Source organism: Spartobacteria bacterium UBA695 (genome assembly GCA_002298145.1).
GTDB lineage: Bacteria > Verrucomicrobiota > Verrucomicrobiia > Chthoniobacterales > Chthoniobacteraceae > UBA695.
Map to the genome: position 1 here is coordinate 496,777 of DBMP01000013.1, position 17,368 is coordinate 514,144.

The 17,368-nt window shown below is 63.7% G+C and carries 12 protein-coding genes; 4 read left to right on the forward strand and 8 right to left on the reverse strand.

All coding sequences use genetic code 11. From position 1 onward, the window contains the following. Nucleotides 1-3: 3 nt before the first annotated feature. The 5 genes from B2828_RS08450 to B2828_RS08470 form a co-directional block, all read right to left on the reverse strand. Nucleotides 4-990 carry an NAD-dependent epimerase/dehydratase family protein gene (locus B2828_RS08450; RefSeq protein WP_479633279.1) on the reverse strand — a complete coding sequence of 329 codons (987 nt, stop codon included), beginning with the start codon at nt 988-990 and terminating at the stop codon, nt 4-6. A gap of 28 nt (nt 991-1,018) precedes the next feature. Next, nucleotides 1,019-3,007: a squalene--hopene cyclase gene (gene shc, locus B2828_RS08455; RefSeq protein WP_479633280.1), complete on the reverse strand. Its 1,989-nt coding sequence runs from the start codon at nt 3,005-3,007 to the stop codon at nt 1,019-1,021. Between the two features lie 15 nt (nt 3,008-3,022). After that, entirely contained in the window at nt 3,023-4,252 is a 1,230-nt protein-coding gene (locus tag B2828_RS08460; protein WP_479633281.1) for a DUF3463 domain-containing protein, read from the reverse strand. A gap of 157 nt (nt 4,253-4,409) precedes the next feature. Then, nucleotides 4,410-5,600, reverse strand: coding sequence for an ABC transporter permease (locus B2828_RS08465; protein WP_479633282.1), 1,191 nt, complete (start codon nt 5,598-5,600; stop codon nt 4,410-4,412). Next, nucleotides 5,597-6,538: an ABC transporter ATP-binding protein gene (locus B2828_RS08470; RefSeq protein WP_479633283.1), complete on the reverse strand. Its 942-nt coding sequence runs from the start codon at nt 6,536-6,538 to the stop codon at nt 5,597-5,599. The genes B2828_RS08465 and B2828_RS08470 overlap by 4 nt, the downstream gene beginning before the upstream one ends. Before the next feature lie 138 nt (nt 6,539-6,676). Here B2828_RS08470 and B2828_RS08475 point away from each other — a divergent pair, with 138 nt between their 5' ends. Continuing rightward, nucleotides 6,677-7,738, forward strand: coding sequence for a hypothetical protein (locus B2828_RS08475; protein WP_479633284.1), 1,062 nt, complete (start codon nt 6,677-6,679; stop codon nt 7,736-7,738). A gap of 16 nt (nt 7,739-7,754) precedes the next feature. Next, on the forward strand, nt 7,755-8,636 hold the full coding sequence (locus B2828_RS08480) for a DUF6268 family outer membrane beta-barrel protein (protein WP_479633285.1): 882 nt from the start codon (nt 7,755-7,757) through the stop codon (nt 8,634-8,636). A gap of 109 nt (nt 8,637-8,745) precedes the next feature. On the opposite strand, the gene B2828_RS08485 is transcribed toward B2828_RS08480, so the two are convergent. The 3 genes from B2828_RS08485 to B2828_RS08495 are packed head-to-tail and all read right to left on the reverse strand — an operon-like array spanning nt 8,746 to nt 13,040. Next, entirely contained in the window at nt 8,746-10,524 is a 1,779-nt protein-coding gene (locus tag B2828_RS08485) for a hybrid sensor histidine kinase/response regulator (protein ID WP_479633286.1), read from the reverse strand. Between the two features lie 41 nt (nt 10,525-10,565). Continuing rightward, complete coding sequence (gene tsaD / locus B2828_RS08490; protein WP_479633287.1) at nt 10,566-11,582, reverse strand: tRNA (adenosine(37)-N6)-threonylcarbamoyltransferase complex transferase subunit TsaD; 1,017 nt, start codon at nt 11,580-11,582, stop codon at nt 10,566-10,568. A 48-nt stretch (nt 11,583-11,630) separates the two neighbouring features. After that, on the reverse strand, nt 11,631-13,040 hold the full coding sequence (locus tag B2828_RS08495; protein ID WP_479633288.1) for an NfeD family protein: 1,410 nt from the start codon (nt 13,038-13,040) through the stop codon (nt 11,631-11,633). 468 nt (nt 13,041-13,508) lie between these two features. Here B2828_RS08495 and B2828_RS08500 point away from each other — a divergent pair, with 468 nt between their 5' ends. Together B2828_RS08500 and B2828_RS08505 are read left to right on the forward strand one after the other, a co-directional pair. Then, nucleotides 13,509-14,045, forward strand: coding sequence for a MarR family winged helix-turn-helix transcriptional regulator (locus B2828_RS08500; protein WP_479633289.1), 537 nt, complete (start codon nt 13,509-13,511; stop codon nt 14,043-14,045). 6 nt (nt 14,046-14,051) lie between these two features. After that, entirely contained in the window at nt 14,052-17,135 is a 3,084-nt protein-coding gene (locus tag B2828_RS08505; RefSeq protein ID WP_479633290.1) for an efflux RND transporter permease subunit, read from the forward strand. Nucleotides 17,136-17,368 lie beyond the last annotated feature (233 nt).

The window sequence follows — 17,368 nt, forward strand, 5'->3', positions numbered from 1 at the left end:
GGACTATTTCACCCCGGCGAGGGCCGGTTGGCTTTCGAGCGCCTCGTACCATTGCCAGAATTTCTCGGCTCCCGCCTCCAGCGATACTGCCGGGGAGAAGTCGAGCAGGCGGCACGCTTTGCTGATGTCGGCGTAGGTGGTGGGGGTGTCGATGTCGGGCGGCAGTACGGGGAGGAAATGCCCCTGCTTGCCAGCGTAGGCTTCGAGGTGGGCGATGAAATCGGCCACGAGGACGGGCTTGCCGCCTCCGAGGTTGATGAGTTCGTAGCCGAGCGGACGGTCCAGCGCGGCGATGAGGCCTCCGATGGTGTCGTCGATGTCGATCCAGTCCCGCTGGAATTGTCCCCGGGCGAAGAGGCGCATGGTCTTGTGGCTGGTGATGGTTTCGGCCAGTTGGAAGGGGAGCCCCGAGGGGTGGTTCCGCGGCCCGTAGACTTCGAAGAGCCGCAGGGCGGTGAAGTTCAGGCCGTAAAGGTGGTGGAAGGTGTGCCCGAGCATTTCGGCGGAGCGCTTGCTCGCGCCGTCGGGGGTCAGCGGGCGCTCGCACGGGTCGGCCTCGGTGTAGGGGATGGTCTCGGAGTCTCCGTAAACTGCTCCGGTGGAGGCGAAAACGAAGTTGCCAAGCCCTCGGTGGGCGGCGGCGTTGAGCAGGTTGAGGGTGCCCTGGACGTTGACGTCGCAGTGGAGCAGGGGGGCTTCGATGGATTCTACGGTGCCCCGAAGCGCGGCGAGGTGGACGACGGCGTCGAAGGATTCTTCTTCGAAAAGGCGGGGGATGAGCGCGGTGTCCCGGATGTCGCCCTGGACGAACTTCCAACCCTCTCCAGCCGAGGCTTCTACGGCGGCCAAGTTGGCTTGTTTACGGGCGGGTGCGTGGGACGCATCAAGGTTGTCGAGGCCGACCACGCGGTCGCCACGGCTTAAAAGGGCCTCGGCCAGGTGGCTGCCGATGAATCCGGCGGCCCCGGTGACTAAAACGGTTTTTTTCATGCATTCGGGTTCCGTCCCGCGGGCGGTTTTAGTGCCCGGATTCACAACGGTAACGGCTTCTGGGGTGGTGGTTCTTATTGGCGAACGTGGAGAGCGCCATCAGGGGGAAGTTGTTACGGTACATGTCGTAATTAAGGTAGAACACGCACGGGAAGCCCGTGCCGGTGGTCTGCGGCTCGTCCCAGCTGCCGTCGCGGTTCTGACGCGAGAGGAGCCACTGGATGCCGCGGGAAATGGAGGGGCGCGTGAGGTCGCCGCAGGCGCACAGGCCCATGAGGGCCCAGGAGGTCTGGGAGGGGGTGCTGTCGCCCTGGCCTTTGAGGGAGGGGGTTTTGTAGGTTTGCGGGGATTCGCCCCAGCCGCCGTCTTCGTTCTGGCAGCTCTCGAACCAGTCCCGGGCGCGGGTGATCCACTCCTGGTCCATCGGTTCGCTGATGGCCTGAAGGCCCCGGAGGACCTGCCAGGTGCCGTAGAGGTAGTTGACGCCCCAGCGGCCGTACCAGGAGCCGTCCTTTTCCTGGGTGCGGCGCAGGAAGCCGATGGCGCGGCGGACTTCGGGGCGGTGGCGGTCGTAGCCGATGTAGCCGAGGAGTTCGAGCATCCGGCCGGTGAGGTCGCTGCACGAGGGGTCGAGGATGGCGTTGTGGTCGGCAAAGGGGATGCTTTCGAGCCACTTTTGCGTGATGTCTTTGTCGAAGGCCGCCCAGCCGCCGTCTTTGCACTGGAAGGAGAAGAGCCACGGCAGCGCGCGCTTGAACAGGCTGCGCACTCGCTCGTCGCTCAGGCACGAGGGCGGGGTGAAGCGCAGCGCCATGAGGACCATCATGGTGTCGTCGGTGTCGGGGTAGTAGTCGTTGCGGTATTCGAAGGACCAGCCGCTGGCTTCGGGGTGGGGGTTGCGCCGGGCCCAGTCGCCCCGGATGCGTACTTCGCGGTCGAGGAGCCAACGGGCGGCCTTGGCGCAGGCGCCGCCCTCCTGGGGCTCTTTCAGGCCGCTTTCGGTGAGGGCGATCAGGTTGATGGCGGTGTCCCAGACGGGCGAGAGGCAGGGCTGGATGCGGAAATCCTCCGGGTCGTCGACGAAGAGGCTTTCAAAATCCCGGAGCGCCTTGGCGAGGTCGGGATGCGAGTCGTCGTAGCCCATGGCCTTGAGGACCATGATCGAGTTGAGCATGGCCGGGAAGACGGCGGCGAGGCCGTGGGAGCCGGAGCCCATGCGCTCAATCATCCAGTCGAGGGCGACTTTCAGGGCGCGCTTGCGCAGCGGTTTGTAGTCCTGGCTGTCGAATTTTTTCAGGATGCGGTCGACGACGAGGAAGAAATTGCTCCAGCGCAGCCAGGGCCGGGCGATTTGCGGGGAGAGCTCGAGCTCGTCGGTGTCGGGCGGGAAGAGTTCCTTAATCTCCAGGGAGGGATGGAGGCGCTTGGTGGGCCGCAGGTGGTTGAGGATGGCCAGGGGGACGATCATGGCCCGGCTCCACGACGACATGTTGTAGAGGTTGAAGGGGAACCAGTCGGGTAAGAGGACGATCTCGACGGGGATTGTGGGGAGCTTGTCCCACGGGAACTGGCCTAGCAGCGCCAGGTAGAGCTTGTCGTAGGTGTTCATCCGGGGGATGCCCCCCAGGTGAAGCGCGGCGGCGCGGGCCTTGCACATGACGGGGGCCTCGGGGGCTTCTCCGGCAAGTTTCAGGGCGAAGTAGGCTTTGACGGTGGCGTTGACCTCGCTGGGGCCCTCGTAGTAGATGTTCCAGCCGCCGTCGGGGAGCTGGCAGCGCTTGATGTGCGCGGCGCATTTCTCCTGGAGCACCCGGTCGACGTTCCCGGCCCAGTGCATGAACATGATGTAGTCCGAGCAGAGGGTCGTATCGACGATCAGCTCGCCAGCCCAGTGGCCGTCCGCATTCTGGAGCCGCAGGAGGTTCTGCTGCGCCCGCGCGATCGCTTTTTGGAGGAGGCTGGGGGCCTCCTGCGCGGGAGAATGGGGTTCGGGTTGGTTGTGAGATGACGCAAACATGCGAGGGATGGGCGCTTACTTGTCGCCGTTGTAGGCGTTGACCTCGCGCGGTTTGACGCGCGGTTTGGGGCCGAAGTTGAAGCGGATGTTTTTCCAGGTGTCGCCGGGCAGCGCGCCGATGCCAAGGGTGGCGGTCGGTTCGTAGCCGCAGTGGACCATGCAGTTCTCGCAGCGCGGGTCGGTGGCTTTGCCCTGTACGCGGCCCAGGCGGCTCCAGTCGGTTTTTTCCAGCAGTTCTTTGTAGGAAGTGTAGTGGGCGTCGGCGACGAGGTAGCACGGGCCCCGCCAGCCCCGGACGTTGCGGGTCGGGATGGCCCAGGCCGAGCAGGAGAGGTCGCGCTTTCCGGCCAGGAACTCGAAGTAAATCGGCGTGCCCAGCAGCGGGTAATCGCGGCTCCACTTCAGGATGTCGGTGAATTTTTTGATCGTTTCCCCGCGGGTGAGGAAGAAGTCTTCCGGGCGGCCCTTGCCGGTGCGGATCATGTCCTCGGCGGCGTCGCTGTAGTCGTAGCCGGGCGAGAGGGTATGGCCATCGACGCCGAGTGAGCCGAGGTAGGTGAGCAGGTCCTCCACCTCTGGCATGTGGGTCTCTTTGTAGACGGTGGTGTTGGTGGCCACCTGGTAGCCGAGGATCTTGGCCATGCGGATGCCGAGGATGGCTTCCTTGAAGGTCCCTTTGCGCTCGACGATGAGGTCGTGGGTGGCCTCGATGCCGTCGAGGTGGACGTTCCAGTAGAGCCATTTGGTCGGCTCGATGATCGGTTTGGAGGGGTCTTTGGGGCCCTGGCGGATGGTGGCGGCGTCTTCCGGCGAGATGAGCTCTTCGGCGACGAGGCGGTCGATGAGCGGGCCGTATTTCGCGGCGTTTTGCTGGAACTGGCGGGCCAGGTATTCCTTCAATTTACGCCGCAGTAGCAGGGCGTTGGTGCAAATGTAGACGATGCGTTTCTGCTCCCGCAGCCCGGCGACCAGGGCTTCGATTTCCGGGTAAATGAGCGGCTCGCCGCCGCAGATGGAGATCATCGGGGCGTCGCATTCGGTGGCGGCATCCAGGCATTCCTGCAACGACATGTGGTCCTTGAGCGTCGAGGCGTATTCGCGAATCCGGCCGCACCCGGTGCATTTCAGGTTGCAGGCGTGCAGCGGTTCGAGCTGGAGCACGGTGGCGAACTTCGAAACGCCGCGCAAGCGGTTGCGCAGGAGGGTCGATGCGATTTTGAGCGTAAGAGCTAAGGGAAATCTCATGTAATAATGCTAAAAATGCGCCTGGGTGAAGGGCCTATTGTAGGTCCTCTTTCCGAGCGATTTAGCCCTCCCGTTTTAGGGCAGACGGGGCGAAGCGTAAAGTGTTTCCTGAATTTCAGGGGGGCACAAAATTCGTATCGCGGGGCAAATAGGAAATTTATTCCTGGGAGCGGCTCAGGAGTAGACCGGCGCCGCCGCAGGTCAGCAGCGCGCCGAGGGCCAGGAAGACCAAGTCGCTGACGATGAAGGAAAAATCGGCGTTTTGGAGGCTGATGAGCCGGAAGGCGTGGCAGAAGTGGGTGAGCGGGAAGGTCTGCGAAATGTACCGGATGGCCTCGGGGAGCTGCTCCAGGGGAGCGAACGCGCCCGAAAGCGGGAAAACCGGCAGCAAAAAGAAGACGGCGAACTGGATGGCCTGCGTCTGGGAGTTGGAAAAGGCCGAAATCAGGAGCCCGAGCCCCAGGGAGCAGATCAGGAAGAGCAGGCAGATGAGCGCCAGGACCCCCGGCTGCTGGAAGCGCACGGAGAAGTGGAAATAGGCCACGGCGACGGCGCTCGCGATCAAAAAGATCGAGATGGCCAGGTAGGGGAGCACTTTGCCGATGACGATCTCCGCCCGGCGCAGCGAGGTGATCATCAGCTGCGAGAGGGTGCCCGCTTCCCGCTCTCGGGTGATGGTGCAGGCCATGAGGGTGACGGTGAGGAGCTGGAGGACGAGCCCGATGATGCCCGGGGTGACGTAGTCGATGTAGCGCTGGCGCGGGTTGTAGAGGATCTGGCTGTGCACGGTCCACGGTTCCATGGAGGAGACGAACTCCTTGCGCACTTTCGCCGGGAGCTGCTGGGCCAAGTCCAGGACTTCCTGGGGAAGCTGTTCGATCATTTCGTCGCGGTGGGCGAGCTGGAATTCACCCAGGGTCTGCTGGACGGCTCCCTGGAGCTGCTGGGCGGTGGTGGTGTCGCTGCCGTCGAGCTGCATTTTCAGCGGCTTTGGGTTGCCGTTGGCGAGGCTCTTGCCCCAGCCGGGGGGGATGATGAGGGAGGCCTGTACCCAGTTGCGCAGGAGATCGGGCTCTTGCAGGTTTGCGCCCGTTTCCTGCCGCCAGGCGAAGGTGGGGCTTTTGGTGATCCGCTCGATGAACTGCTGGCTCTCGGGGCTCTGGTCGCGGTCCTGGAGGAGCGCCGGGGCGTTGGTGAGGGTGGTGGCCTCGAAGGCGTGGCCGAACATGAGCGTCATGAGCGGCGGCAGGAGCAGGATGAGGACGAGGATGCGGCGGTCGCGCAGGATGTGGATGAACTCCTTGGTGACGACGCTGGATATGGCTTGGGCGCTGGCGATCAAATTCATTGGGCGAGAATCTCGTGGTAGTTTTGCGAATAGGCCTTGAAGACGTCCTCCATGTCGGCGTCGGCCCAGTCGTGGCCCTGGTATTCGACTTCTTTGAAGGGCCAGTTGGCCTTCCACTGGGAGAGGAGCGCCTCGGGCTCGGCGGCGTAGATGCGCGCGCGGCCGCTGCGCAGGCCCACGCCGAGGACGCCGGGCATTTCGCGCAGCCGGGCGAGAGCGGGCATGATGGGGGCGAGCTGCAACTCCAACAGGCGGCTCTTGAAGGTGCACTTGAGCCGGTGGGGGGAGTCCATGGCCAGGAGCCGCCCCTGGTGGAGGAAGCCAACCTTGGTACAGCGGTCGGCCTCGTCCATATAGTGAGTGGTGACGAAGATGGTGGTGCCGCCCATGCTCAGCTCGTAGAGGAGATCCCAGATGCGCTGGCGGTGCACGGGGTCGAGCCCGGCGGTCGGCTCGTCCAGAAAGAGGAGCAGCGGTTCGTGGATGAGGGCGCAGCCGAGGGCCAGGAGCTGCTTCATGCCGCCGGAGAGGCTGCCCGCGGTGGCGTCGCGCTTGGGGCCCAGGTCCATCTGGTCCAGGAGCAGGGCGATGCGCTCGCGCAGTTTGGCGGGCGGCACGCGGTAGGCTCCGCCGAAAAAGCGGAGGTTCTCAGCCACGGTCAGGTCCGGGTAGAGGCTGAACTTCTGCGCCACGTAGCCGAACCGGGCGCGGATGGCGTGGCGGTCGCGCCAGACGTCCTTGCCCGCGATGGTGGCATGGCCTCCGCTGGAGCGCGTCAGGCCGCAGAGCATCCGGATGGTGGTCGTCTTGCCTGCGCCATTGGCTCCGAGGAAGCCGAAGATTTCCCCGGGGGTAATGGACATGGAAATTTTGTTCACGACGGTGGCGTTACCGTAGTTTTTTTGCAGCTGGTCCAGGACAATAAGTGGCTCGGGCATGGGGAAAGACCTTCCAAATTAAGGAACCGGCCTGTCCGACGCAAGTACAGCGTTGGGTTTCGGAAAATCCGCGATCCGGAAGCTCAAATTGACAATCCGGCCCGGCTTCATTTAACTAGACCCCCTATTTTGAAACTCATGCTTACCCAGTCCGTCACCGGTGTTGTGATCCGGCGACTTTGTCTCATCTTTTTATTTGCTCTCGGTGCGTTTTCCCTCCCGGTGGCCGCCCGGGCGGACGCGGTAGCCGAGGTGCAGGCGTTTTCGGGGATTCCGGGGCTCGACCTCTCCCGGCTGGAGTCGGGCAAGGTGCTCCAGGCCAAGGGCGAGGCGATGAATTTCCCGCGCGGCATGGGGGTCCAGGCGTGCTACCTGGTGGCGTTGCCCCTCCAGAAGACGGTCGATCTGCACCGTCAGTGGAACGCGGCCCGTTACCCGGAATTGAAGGTTTACCTGCACCGCGACCTGACCGGTAAGGCGACTCCGGCGGATTTTCTGGAGGCCCTGGCCACGGTGAAGGAGAACGCGGCGGTGCGCTCGCTGGTGGCCGCTACGCAGAAGCTCGCCTCGGGCGCCGGGGAGCTGCAATTGAGCGCGGCGGAGGCAAAACAATTTGGCAAAGAGGCCGGGGCAGGCGCGGCGAGCGGGCCCTTCCCGGCTCCGGTGGCGGCGTTTTGGAGCAATCTTCTGGCCCAGCGCACGGCGGCGTTCGCGGCGGGCGGCGCGGCGAAGGAGCCAGCCTACGAGATTGCCGGGGAGACGATCCGGGTGGGGGAGGAATTCGCGCGGCTTCTTAAAGAGCAGCCGAAGGTGAGGGATCGCTTTAAGCCGATCCTGGACGAGGCTTCGCTGGCCAGCGGCGGCGGGAAACCGGCGCTTTATTCGGAGCTGATCGACGTGGAGGGGCGGGCTTCCTTTGTGCTCGGGGCGACCTACTCCAAGGCTGTTAAAGACGGCTGGCAGGCGCTTGATGCCAAGTACTATAGCGCCGACGGTTTCCTGGCGATGCTCACGTTTTACCAATTCTGGCCCGTGACGACGAGCGGGGGGCAGCCCGCGACGCTCGTTTGGCGCGGCGACTTGATTTCCTCCGCCTCTCTGGCGGAACTTCACGGGGTGGAGCGGCTGGGCTCGGCCGGGGCCATGATGAAAGAGATCCAGAAGAATACTGACTTCCTGCAACGCGATGCGAAGCGCTAGAAGTGCCCATTTTCCCATGCTGAAACTGCTCTCGCTTGCGTTTCTCGCCGCCGTCGCCGCGTCTTCACTGGCGCGGGCGGGCGAGGTTTCCTACGAACTTGGCTCCAATTACTCGCTGACCGGCGGCGCGCGGACCAAGTTTGGCGACTTCCAGGATGTCAAAAACGGTTATGTTTCCGAGCAAAGCGCGCTTTTCCGCTTTGTCGCCTCGCCGCAGTTGACGGACTCGGTGCTCCTGCGCGTGGGGGCGGGCTGGCAGCATTTTGCCTTTGGCCTGCCGGAGGGCGCGCCGTTACCTAATACGCTTCAATCCGCCAGCCTCATCCTGGGGATGGATGTGCAGGCTTTCGGGAGCTGGCTTTTCCGCATCGAGGCCGCACCCGGGTTTTACAGCGCTTCGAACCGGTTTGACGCCGACGATCTTAATGTGCCGTTCATTCTGGGGGCGTCCTATATCGCAAGCCCGGATCTCCAGTGGATTCTCGGGTGCGAGGTGAATATCCGCAATGTCTGGCCGGTGCTTCCCGGCGCGGGTGTCCGGTGGAAGTTTGCGGAAAAATGGGTCTTCAACGCCGTGCTGCCCACGCCCCGGCTGGAGTATTTGATGAGCCGTTCGCTGACGCTCTATGGCGGGGGCGAGCTTAAGGTGGGCTCTTACCGGCTTGAAAACCGCTTCGGTTCGGAGCACGGCTTGCGCGAACTCGACGGCGCCTGGGTGGATTATACGGAGCTGCGGGCGGGCTGCGGCGCGGCCTGGAAGGTAACGCGCAAGCTGACGCTGGAGGCCGAGGGAGGCGTTATGGCTTACCGGAACTTCGACTACCACCACACGGCCTACGAAGTGGAGAACTCCGGCGGGGCCCCCTACGCGCAGATTTCGCTGGGCGGGCGGTTTTAGGGGATAGCCGCAAGAAGGCGCAAAAAGCGCAAAAGAAAGACCTGCTCTGCTGCCAGCAGAAGGCAGGCGCGTTTCATCTTTGCGCGGTTTTGCGGCGAATCCTGTTTCCTTACGGCGTTGCCGTCAGCAGTACGCGCAGTTTTTCCTGTAATTCTTCGATGCGGAAGGGCTTTTGCAGGAAGTCCGTGGCGCGGTCGAAGTTCCGGAGCTGCCCCTCGCGCATGTAGCCGCTCATGAAGAGGATCGGTACGTCGGGGCGGATCTCCCGGATGCGGTCGAGCACTTCCAGGCCGCTCATCTGCGGCATGGTGACGTCGAGCAATACCGCCGTGATGGCGGCGGCGTTCTCGGCGAAGCGGTCTACGCCCTCGCGGCCGTCGTTGGCGGTGATGACACGGAATTCAAAGCTCTCCAGCATCCGCGAGGTGAGGGCGCGCACGGCTTCCTCGTCGTCCACGACCAGGACCAGGCCCTCGCCGCTCCAGTGGGGCGAGGCGACGTCGGAATCGCTGAACTCGTCCTCGACTTTCTCCGCGCTGACTCCGGCGGAGGGGAAGAGGAGCGTAAAGGTGGTGCCCTCGTCCTCCTTGCTCTCCAGCTCCAGGGTGCCGCCGTGGCCGCGCACGATGCCGAGTACGGCTGCGAGGCCCAGGCCGCGGCCCGTGAATTTCGTGGTGAAGAAGGGGTCGAAGATGCGGGACTTGGTTTCCTCGCTCATGCCGCAGCCGGTGTCGGCGATTTCGATGAAGACGTAGTCGGATTCATCGGGCTTGCCGGTTTCCGAGATGCCCCGGAAGAGTTCCTTGGCCCGGTGGACGACGCCGGTGGAGACCCAGATGGAGCCTTCGCTGGCGGTGATGGCTTCCGAGGCGTTGATGACCAGGTTCATGAGGACCTGGCGGATCTGGCTTTCGTCGCCGCGAACGGCCGGGAGGTCGTGGGCGAGGTTGAAGGAGAGCTGGACTTTTTTGGCTACGGAGATCCGCAGGAGCTGGCTCATGTCGCGGATGGTCCGGTTCAGGTCCAGGAGGTGGACTTCGATCTGCCCCTGGCCGGAGTAGGCGAGCATCTGTTTGCAGAGGTCGGCGGCTTGGACGGAGGTGCGCTCGATCTCCAGCAGGTAGGGCTGGAGGGGCGAGGAGTGCTGGAGCTGGAGCCGGGCGAGCTGGGCGTTGCCGAGGATGGCGGTAAGGAGGTTGTTAAAGTCGTGCGCGATGCCCCCGGCGAGCACGCCGAGGCTTTCGAGCTTCTGCATGTCGAGGAGCTTCATCTCCAGGTCGTGCCGTTCGCGTTCGGCCAGCGAGCGGTCGGTGAGGTCCATGCCGAGGAGGAGATGGAGGCGGGCGTCGTGGTAGAGGACGTTGCGACAGCTCCAGGAGATGGTCCGCTCGCCGCCGTTGCGGGTGACGAGGAGGGTTTCCACGAGCCCTACGATCTCCCCGTGCATCATGTCCCGCAGGCCCGCCCGGGCGGGGGCAAAGTCTTCGCCCGGGAAGAGGGTTTCCATCCAGGTTACGGCGAATTCGTCGGAGAGGTGGTAGCCGGTGATCTCCTGGGCGCGTTCGTTAAAGAGGCGCAGCTTGCCGGATTCGTCGACGGCCAGGATGAGCATGGCCGCGGCTTCGATGAGTGTGGCGGCGAATTGCTGGGCTTGCTCGGCTTGGTGGACGACCAGGGCGGCTTCGCTGCGTTCGTCCTCGACGGCGGCTACGTTGCGGGCCAGGAGATCCATCTTCTCCTCCGAGGAGTGAAGGCTGGCTTCCGTGGATTGCAGCTTTTGCCGCGAAACCCGGAGGCGGCGCGAGCACTCCCACGCCAAGGCAATGGCCCCCGCTGTTGCAAACAGTGCGGAGCCGAGCGCCCAGTCGATGGCTGGAATAGGGGTCACAAGGTATTTAAGGGGTTGGGCTAAGGGGCCTTGGGTAGAATTTACACCAAGCGGAGGTTGGGATCAATGTCCATGGTGATGGGGGAAAATTCGCGACGGGTGAGCCGGTGCATGGCCACGAAGCTGATCATCGCGGCGTTGTCGGTGCAAAGCGCCCCTCCGGCGAGCTTGAGGGTGAGCTTTTTCTGCGCGCAGGCGGCCCCGAGGGCTTCGCGCAGGCGGCCGTTGCAGCTGACGCCGCCGCTGACGGCCACCAGCGAGCGCCCGGCCTGGCGGGCCGCCGCGAGGGTCTTGGTGCTCAGGACGTCTACCACGGCTTCCTGGAAGGAGGCGCAGACGTCGGCGAGGGTGGCTTCGCTCCGGTCGGGTAGTTTGGGCAGGAGGTAGCGCACGGCGGTTTTGAGGCCGCTGAAGCTAAAGGCGAAGTCGCCCGAATCGAGCATGGAACGGGGAAAATCGAACCGCGCCCGGTTGCCGTGGCGGGCGAGTTGGTCGATGACGGGGCCCCCGGGGTAGGGGAGGCCGAGGAGTTTGCCCACTTTGTCGAAGGCTTCCCCGGCGGCGTCGTCGCGGGTGGTGCCCAGCAGGCGGTAGCGCCCGAAGCCTTGGATATCGACCAAGAGGGTGTGCCCGCCGCTGACGACGAGGCCGAGGGCGGGGGGGATTTCCTCGGAGAAGGGTTCGTTGTCTCCGGGAAAAAACGGGGAAAGGAGGTGCCCCTCCAGGTGGTTGATGGCCAGGAACGGTTTTTTAAGCCCGAGGGCGAGGCCCTTGGCTGCCGAGAGGCCGATCATGAGGCTGGTGGCCAGGCCGGGCCCGGCGGTGGCGGCCACGGCGTCGATGTCCGAGAGGCGCAGGGCGGCCCGTTCCAGGGCGGTATCGACGACGGGGCGCAGGTGGGTGAGGTGCTGGCGGGAGGCGACTTCGGGCACGACGCCGCCGTAGGTCCGGTGGATGGCGATTTGCGAGGCGACCTCGCTGGCCAGCAGCCCGCGCTCGGAGCAGAAGATGGCCGCCGCTGTTTCGTCGCAGGAACTCTCTAGGGCTAAAACTCTCATGGATGAAGTCCACCACCATCCGAAAACCGCGTCTGGGATGCAAGGATTCTAACTCAACGGTTCGATCGGCTCGACGACGATACGCGCTCCCTCGACGGCGACGACCCGGACGCGTGTGCCGGGATCGACGAACTGGCCGCCGGTCAGCACGTCGTAAAGTTCGCCCGCGAACTCGGCCTTGCCGCTGGGGCGCAGGATGGAGCGGGCCACGCCCTCGGCTCCTTTGCTGAGCCGGGTGTATTCGCTCTTGCCCTCGGGGAGAGAGGCTCCGGGGGGCTGGCTCGTCTCCAGCACTAGGCCGCCGAAAAACGAGCTTTGCGGCAGGTACTTGGCCAGCAGCGCGATGGCGATGGCGGCCGCCGCCACGGTGAGGCCGAGCTTGGCCAGGGGGAGCAGGAGCTGCTCGCCGGTCGGCACCAGCGGGGTGCCCGGGTAGCGGTCCACCATGGCCCAGATGACCGCGCAGATCATGAGCGTCAGGCCCGCCAGCCCGGGGAGGATGGTGCCCGGGTGGATGAAAAGCTCGCCCAGGACCAGGGCCAGGCCGAAGAGGAAGATGACCGGCGCTTCCCAGCCCGCCAGCCCGGCGACGAAGTGCCCGAGGAAGAACAGGGCGAAGCAGATGATGGCGACGATCCCCGGCAGGCCGAACCCGGGCATTTTGAATTCCAGGTAGGCTCCGAGGATTCCCCCCAGCAGGAAAAGCGGGGCCAGCGTCGTGACCCAGAAGGCCAGGACTTCAAACCCCGTCGGCTCCATTTCCCGGACCTCCGCCCCCTCCAGCCCGGCGGCTTTGAGGAGCGCGGGGAGGTTCTCGGCGATGCCCGCGGAGAGGATCGGCTTTCCATCGACCAGCCGCGTGGCTTCCTGGGCGCTCAAGGTCAGGACGGAGCCTTTTTCGTGGATCACCTGCCCGCCCGGGAGGGTGACGGTGACGTTGCGGTCGATGAAGGCCCGGGCGATGTCCGGGTTGTGGCCGTTGGCCTTGGCGACGCTGGCAAAGTAGTTGGAGTAGAAGGAGACGCTCTTGTCGCGCAAGGTCTCGGCGATTTCCTGGCCGCCCGGCATGACCGGCGCGGCGGCTCCGATGGCGCTGATGGGGGCCATGTAGATTTCCTTGGTCGAAATGGCGATCAAGGCTCCGGCGGACCCGGCGTTGGGGTTGATGTAGGTGAGTGTCCGGAAGCCGACCCGGGAAAGGGCTTTCTGCATTTCCACGCACGCGGAGAGCTCGCCGCCGTAGGTGTCCATGTCGAGGACGACGGCTTTGGCATGGTCTTTCTGCGCCTCCTTAAGCGCGCGCCTCAGGAAGTAGAACCGGGCCGTGGAAATCTCCCCCTTGATGGGAATGACGACCACCTCGCCGCCCTCCGGGACAGCCGCCCGCGCCTGTCCGAGTCCACCGACCGAGGCCACGAAAAAGGCCATCGCCAGAATCCCGCGTAAAAGCGCCTTCATGAGGACCTTATTTCACCCCGGAAGGGCCTTGGTTACAAGCGGATTCGAAGGCGAAACGCCGGGCGGTGAAATCGGAGGCATCCGCACCCGGTGGGAGAGACGATTCCTTAATCTTCTCTTGAATTATTTCGTAGATGTGGGAAAAAATTCCCCCCTCTATGAAACACATCATTCTTGCTGCGATTTTCGCCGCCGCTACCCTCACCGCCTGCTCTCACAAGCCCGCTCCGGCTCCGGTTGACGCCAAGTGCGTGAAGACCTGCAAAAAGGCCAAGTAAGCTGTTGGAGCCACGCAGCGCGTGGTGAAATCATCTTGAGAGCCGGGTTCTTTGTTGAGCCCGGCTCTCTTTTTTTGTGCCCAGGGGGAGCGGTGGGGAGGGCGGATCGAACCTTGACAACGGTAAGCCTCCTGATAATTAGGTTGCTGAACTATTAGCCGCCTAATTGAATGTTTCGCTAGATTGTCCTATGCCCCTGTTGATGCTCAAAGACCTACCGCAATACGAGTGTATCCTAGAAGCCGCCAAGCATTACCCCACGCTTGAGCCGACCGCCAATGAGGCGTTTCTGCACCTGTTGCGCACGGCTGATCTGGTCAACGAGGACAGCCAGCACTTTTTCAGCAAGCATGGCATGAGCCAGGGGCGCTTTACGGTAATGATGCTGCTTCATCGCCCGTGGATCAAGGTCAAGACGCCTGCCGCGCTCGCCGACTGGGCCGGAGTGACCCGCGCCACGATGACGGGCCTCCTCGATACGCTGGAAAAGGACGGCCTGGCGATTCGCCGCCCCGATCCGAACGACCGCCGCATTACCCAGGTGGAGCTGACCGGCGCAGGCATCCAGCGGCTGGAGGAAATTTGTCCCGACTGTTTTCGCTCGATTGCAAGGATCATGGCCCCTCTCGATGACGGCGAGCGCAAGCAGTTCGTCGGTTTATTGCAAAAAATCCAAGCCGGGCTGACCTCCGGTGAACCGAGGCCGGAAGCGGCCCAGCTCTCTTAAGCGCATATGAACTTGACCGACCTTTTCATCCGCAGGCCCGTGGTTGCCACCGTGATCAGCCTGCTCATCCTGCTCGCGGGCATCCAGGCCACGCGCATCCTCAATGTGCGCCAGTATCCCAAGAGCGACATCGCGGTGGTCTCCGTGACGACCACGTACGTTGGCGCGAATGCCGACCTGGTGCGCGGCTTCATCACGACGCCGCTGGAGCGGGTGATCGCCAGCTCGGACGGCATCGACTACATCGAATCGACCAGCGCGCAGGGGCAGAGCACGATCCTGGTGCACCTGAAGCTCAACTACGATACGAGCGCCGCGCTGACCCAGATCCAGTCCAAGGTTGCGCAGGTCCGCAACGACCTCCCCTCCGATGCCCAGGAGCCGGTGATCGACCTGCAAACCAGCGATGACCGCTTCGCCTCGATGTACCTGGCCTTTTCGTCCAACGACCTCGACCAGAACCAGATCACCGACTACCTCACGCGCGTTGTGCAGCCGAAGCTGACGGCCGTGAGCGGCGTGCAGCGGGCCGACATCCTGGGCGCGCGCACGTTCGCGATGCGCATCTGGCTCAAGCCCGACCGCATGGCGGCCCTCAACGTCTCGCCGACCGAGGCGCGCAACGCTCTGGCCGCCAATAACTACCTTTCCGCGCTGGGAGCCACCAAGGGGTCGATGATCAGCGTCAATCTCGTGGCCAATACCGACCTAAAAACGCCCGAGGAATTCGCCCAACTGGTCATTAAAGAGAGCAACGGGGCCATCGTGCGCCTGAAGGACATCGCCGACGTGGCGCTCGGGGCCGAGAACTACGACTCCGACGTGCGCTTCGACGGCAAGAAGGCGACCTTCATGGGCATCTGGGTGCTGCCGACGGCCAATTCGCTCGATGTCATCAAGGCCGTGCGGGCGGAGCTGCCTGCCATCCGGGCCCAGATGCCCGCGGGCATGTCGGTCGATATTCCGCACGACTCCACGGAGTACATTCAGGACGCCATTCACGAGGTCTGGGGGACGCTCTTGGAGACGCTGCTCCTGGTGGTCATTATTATTTTCCTCTTCCTGGGTACGGTTCGCTCGATCCTGATCCCGGTAGTGGCTATCCCGATTTCGCTCATCGGCGCGGCCTTCCTGATGCTCATTTTCGGGTTCACGATCAACCTCTTAACCCTGCTGGCCATCGTGCTGTCGGTGGGGCTCGTGGTGGACGACGCCATTGTGGTGGTGGAGAACGTGGAGCGACATTTGCAGGAGGGCAAAACGCCCTTTAACGCCGCTATCCAGGGGGCGCGCGAGCTGCTGGGGCCGATCATCGCCATGTCGATCACGCTGGCAGCGGTCTATGCGCCTATCGGCATCCAGGGCGGGTTGACCGGGGCGCTCTTCCGGGAGTTCGCCTTTACGCTGGCGGGAGCGGTGGTCGTTTCGGGCGTCGTGGCGATTACGCTTTCGCCCATGATGTCCTCCAAGCTGTTGCGCGCGGGGGATTCGCACAAGGGCTACGCGGGCTGGATCAACGCGCGCTTCGACCGCCTGCGCGATGCCTACCGCGGCTCGCTTTCCAATACGCTTCGGTGGCAGCCGGTGACGCTGGCGCTGTTCTTACTGATTTTGCTGCCTTTGCCGGTCTTTTTCCTGATGTCGCCCAAGGAGCTGGCTCCCAAGGAGGACCAGGGGATCGTTTTCGGCGTGGCGCAGGCTTCGCCCAACTCGACCATCGAGCAGACGGCGCTCTATACCGAGCAGGCGTTCAATCTTTTCCAGACCTTCCCCGAAACCGCGCACGTGTTCCAGATCACGCAGCCGACGCAGGGGTTCGCGGGCATGGTGGCTAAGCCGTGGAGCCAGCGCAAACGGACCATGCAGGCGATGGAACACGAGGTCAGAGCGAAAGCGGCGGGCATCGCGGGCATTAACTTGATTACCATGACCCCGGCGGCGCTGCCTGGGTCGAGCAGCTTCCCGGTGGAGATCGTGCTGAGCACGACAGCCGAGCCCAAGCAGCTCCTGGAGTTCGCCGATCAGCTCGTCACTGAAGCCATGGCGAGCGGGCTCTATTTCTTTGCCGATACGGATCTGAAATTCGACCAGCCGCAGGCGGAGGTGGTCTTTGACCGCGATAAGGTGGCCTCGCTGGGGCTCAATCTCTCCCAGGTGGGCGCGGATCTCGGAACAATGCTCGGCGGCAACTACGTCAACCGCTTCAGCATCCAGGGACGCAGCTACAAGGTGATCCCGCAAGTGAAGCGGGGCGAGCGGCTCAATACGGACCAACTGAAGGATTTCTACGTCAGCGGCCCGAATGGCAAGCTGGTGCAGCTCTCGACCTTCGCCAACCTGCGCCAGACCACCGAGCCGCGCAGCCTTAACCGCTTTCAGCAGCTCAACTCGGCGCGCATCCAGGGGGTAATCCCGCCCGGGGTCCCGCTCGACCGCGCGCTCAAGCTCATCGAGGAGAAGGCCGCGAAGATCCTGCCCAAGGGCTTCACGATCGACTACGCGGGCGAGGCCCGGCAGCTTCGCGTGGAGGGGAACAAAATGAACGTTACCCTGGGGCTGGCGCTGATCCTGATTTTCCTGGTGCTCGCGGCGCAGTTTGAGAGCTTCCGCGATCCGTTCATCATTCTGCTCGGGTCGGTGCCGCTGGCGCTTTCGGCCTCGCTGCTCTTTACGTTCCTCGGGTTCACCTCGATCAATATTTATAGCCAGATCGGGCTCATTACGCTCGTGGGGCTGATTGCGAAGAACGGTATCCTGATCGTGGAATTCGCCAACGCGCTCCAGGAGGAGGGCCGGACGAAGCTTGAGGCGATTGTCGAAGGGGCTGCGACGCGGTTGCGGCCGATTTTGATGACCTCGACGGCGACGGTTGTGGGCCACTTGCCGCTGGTGTTTGCCAAGGGCCCCGGCGCGGGTTCCCGCAACAGTATCGGCATCGTGCTGGTCTCCGGCATGTTGATCGGGACGGTTTTCACGCTCTTCGTGGTGCCCGCCATCTATATGCTCCTGGCCAAGAACCGCAAGGGGCGCCCCGCCGACGCGGAGCGCGACGAGAAGCCGGAGAGCGATCTGGAGCTGGCGGAGGTCTAACGCCGGTCGTGCGCCTTCGGCAAGAAGGGAAACGAAGTTTCCAGCAAGAGGTGCAGGAGGCGAAGCCTCTTGCCGGAGGGTTTGGGAGGCAGCGCCTCCCTTCTCTGGTGGTAAGGCGGGTTTCACCCCTCATCGCAGAGCGGCGCTTCCCGCTTCACTGCCGTGCTTTATTTGCGAAAATCCCGCCTTGCCGCCCCGAAAAGAGCGCAGCGATTTTTCGGGGACGGGCCACC

Bases quoted from the DNA above. Each gene is read 5' to 3' on its own strand.
- B2828_RS08450 (WP_479633279.1), bottom strand. From the start codon at position 990: ATGAAAAAAACCGTTTTAGTCACCGGGGCCGCCGGATTCATCGGCAGC.
- shc (WP_479633280.1), bottom strand. From the start codon at position 3,007: ATGTTTGCGTCATCTCACAACCAACCCGAACCCCATTCTCCCGCGCAG.
- B2828_RS08460 (WP_479633281.1), bottom strand. From the start codon at position 4,252: ATGAGATTTCCCTTAGCTCTTACGCTCAAAATCGCATCGACCCTCCTG.
- B2828_RS08465 (WP_479633282.1), bottom strand. From the start codon at position 5,600: ATGAATTTGATCGCCAGCGCCCAAGCCATATCCAGCGTCGTCACCAAG.
- B2828_RS08470 (WP_479633283.1), bottom strand. From the start codon at position 6,538: ATGCCCGAGCCACTTATTGTCCTGGACCAGCTGCAAAAAAACTACGGT.
- B2828_RS08475 (WP_479633284.1), top strand. From the start codon at position 6,677: ATGCTTACCCAGTCCGTCACCGGTGTTGTGATCCGGCGACTTTGTCTC.
- B2828_RS08480 (WP_479633285.1), top strand. From the start codon at position 7,755: ATGCTGAAACTGCTCTCGCTTGCGTTTCTCGCCGCCGTCGCCGCGTCT.
- tsaD (WP_479633287.1), bottom strand. From the start codon at position 11,582: ATGAGAGTTTTAGCCCTAGAGAGTTCCTGCGACGAAACAGCGGCGGCC.
- B2828_RS08495 (WP_479633288.1), bottom strand. From the start codon at position 13,040: ATGAAGGCGCTTTTACGCGGGATTCTGGCGATGGCCTTTTTCGTGGCC.
- B2828_RS08500 (WP_479633289.1), top strand. From the start codon at position 13,509: ATGCCCCTGTTGATGCTCAAAGACCTACCGCAATACGAGTGTATCCTA.
- B2828_RS08505 (WP_479633290.1), top strand. From the start codon at position 14,052: ATGAACTTGACCGACCTTTTCATCCGCAGGCCCGTGGTTGCCACCGTG.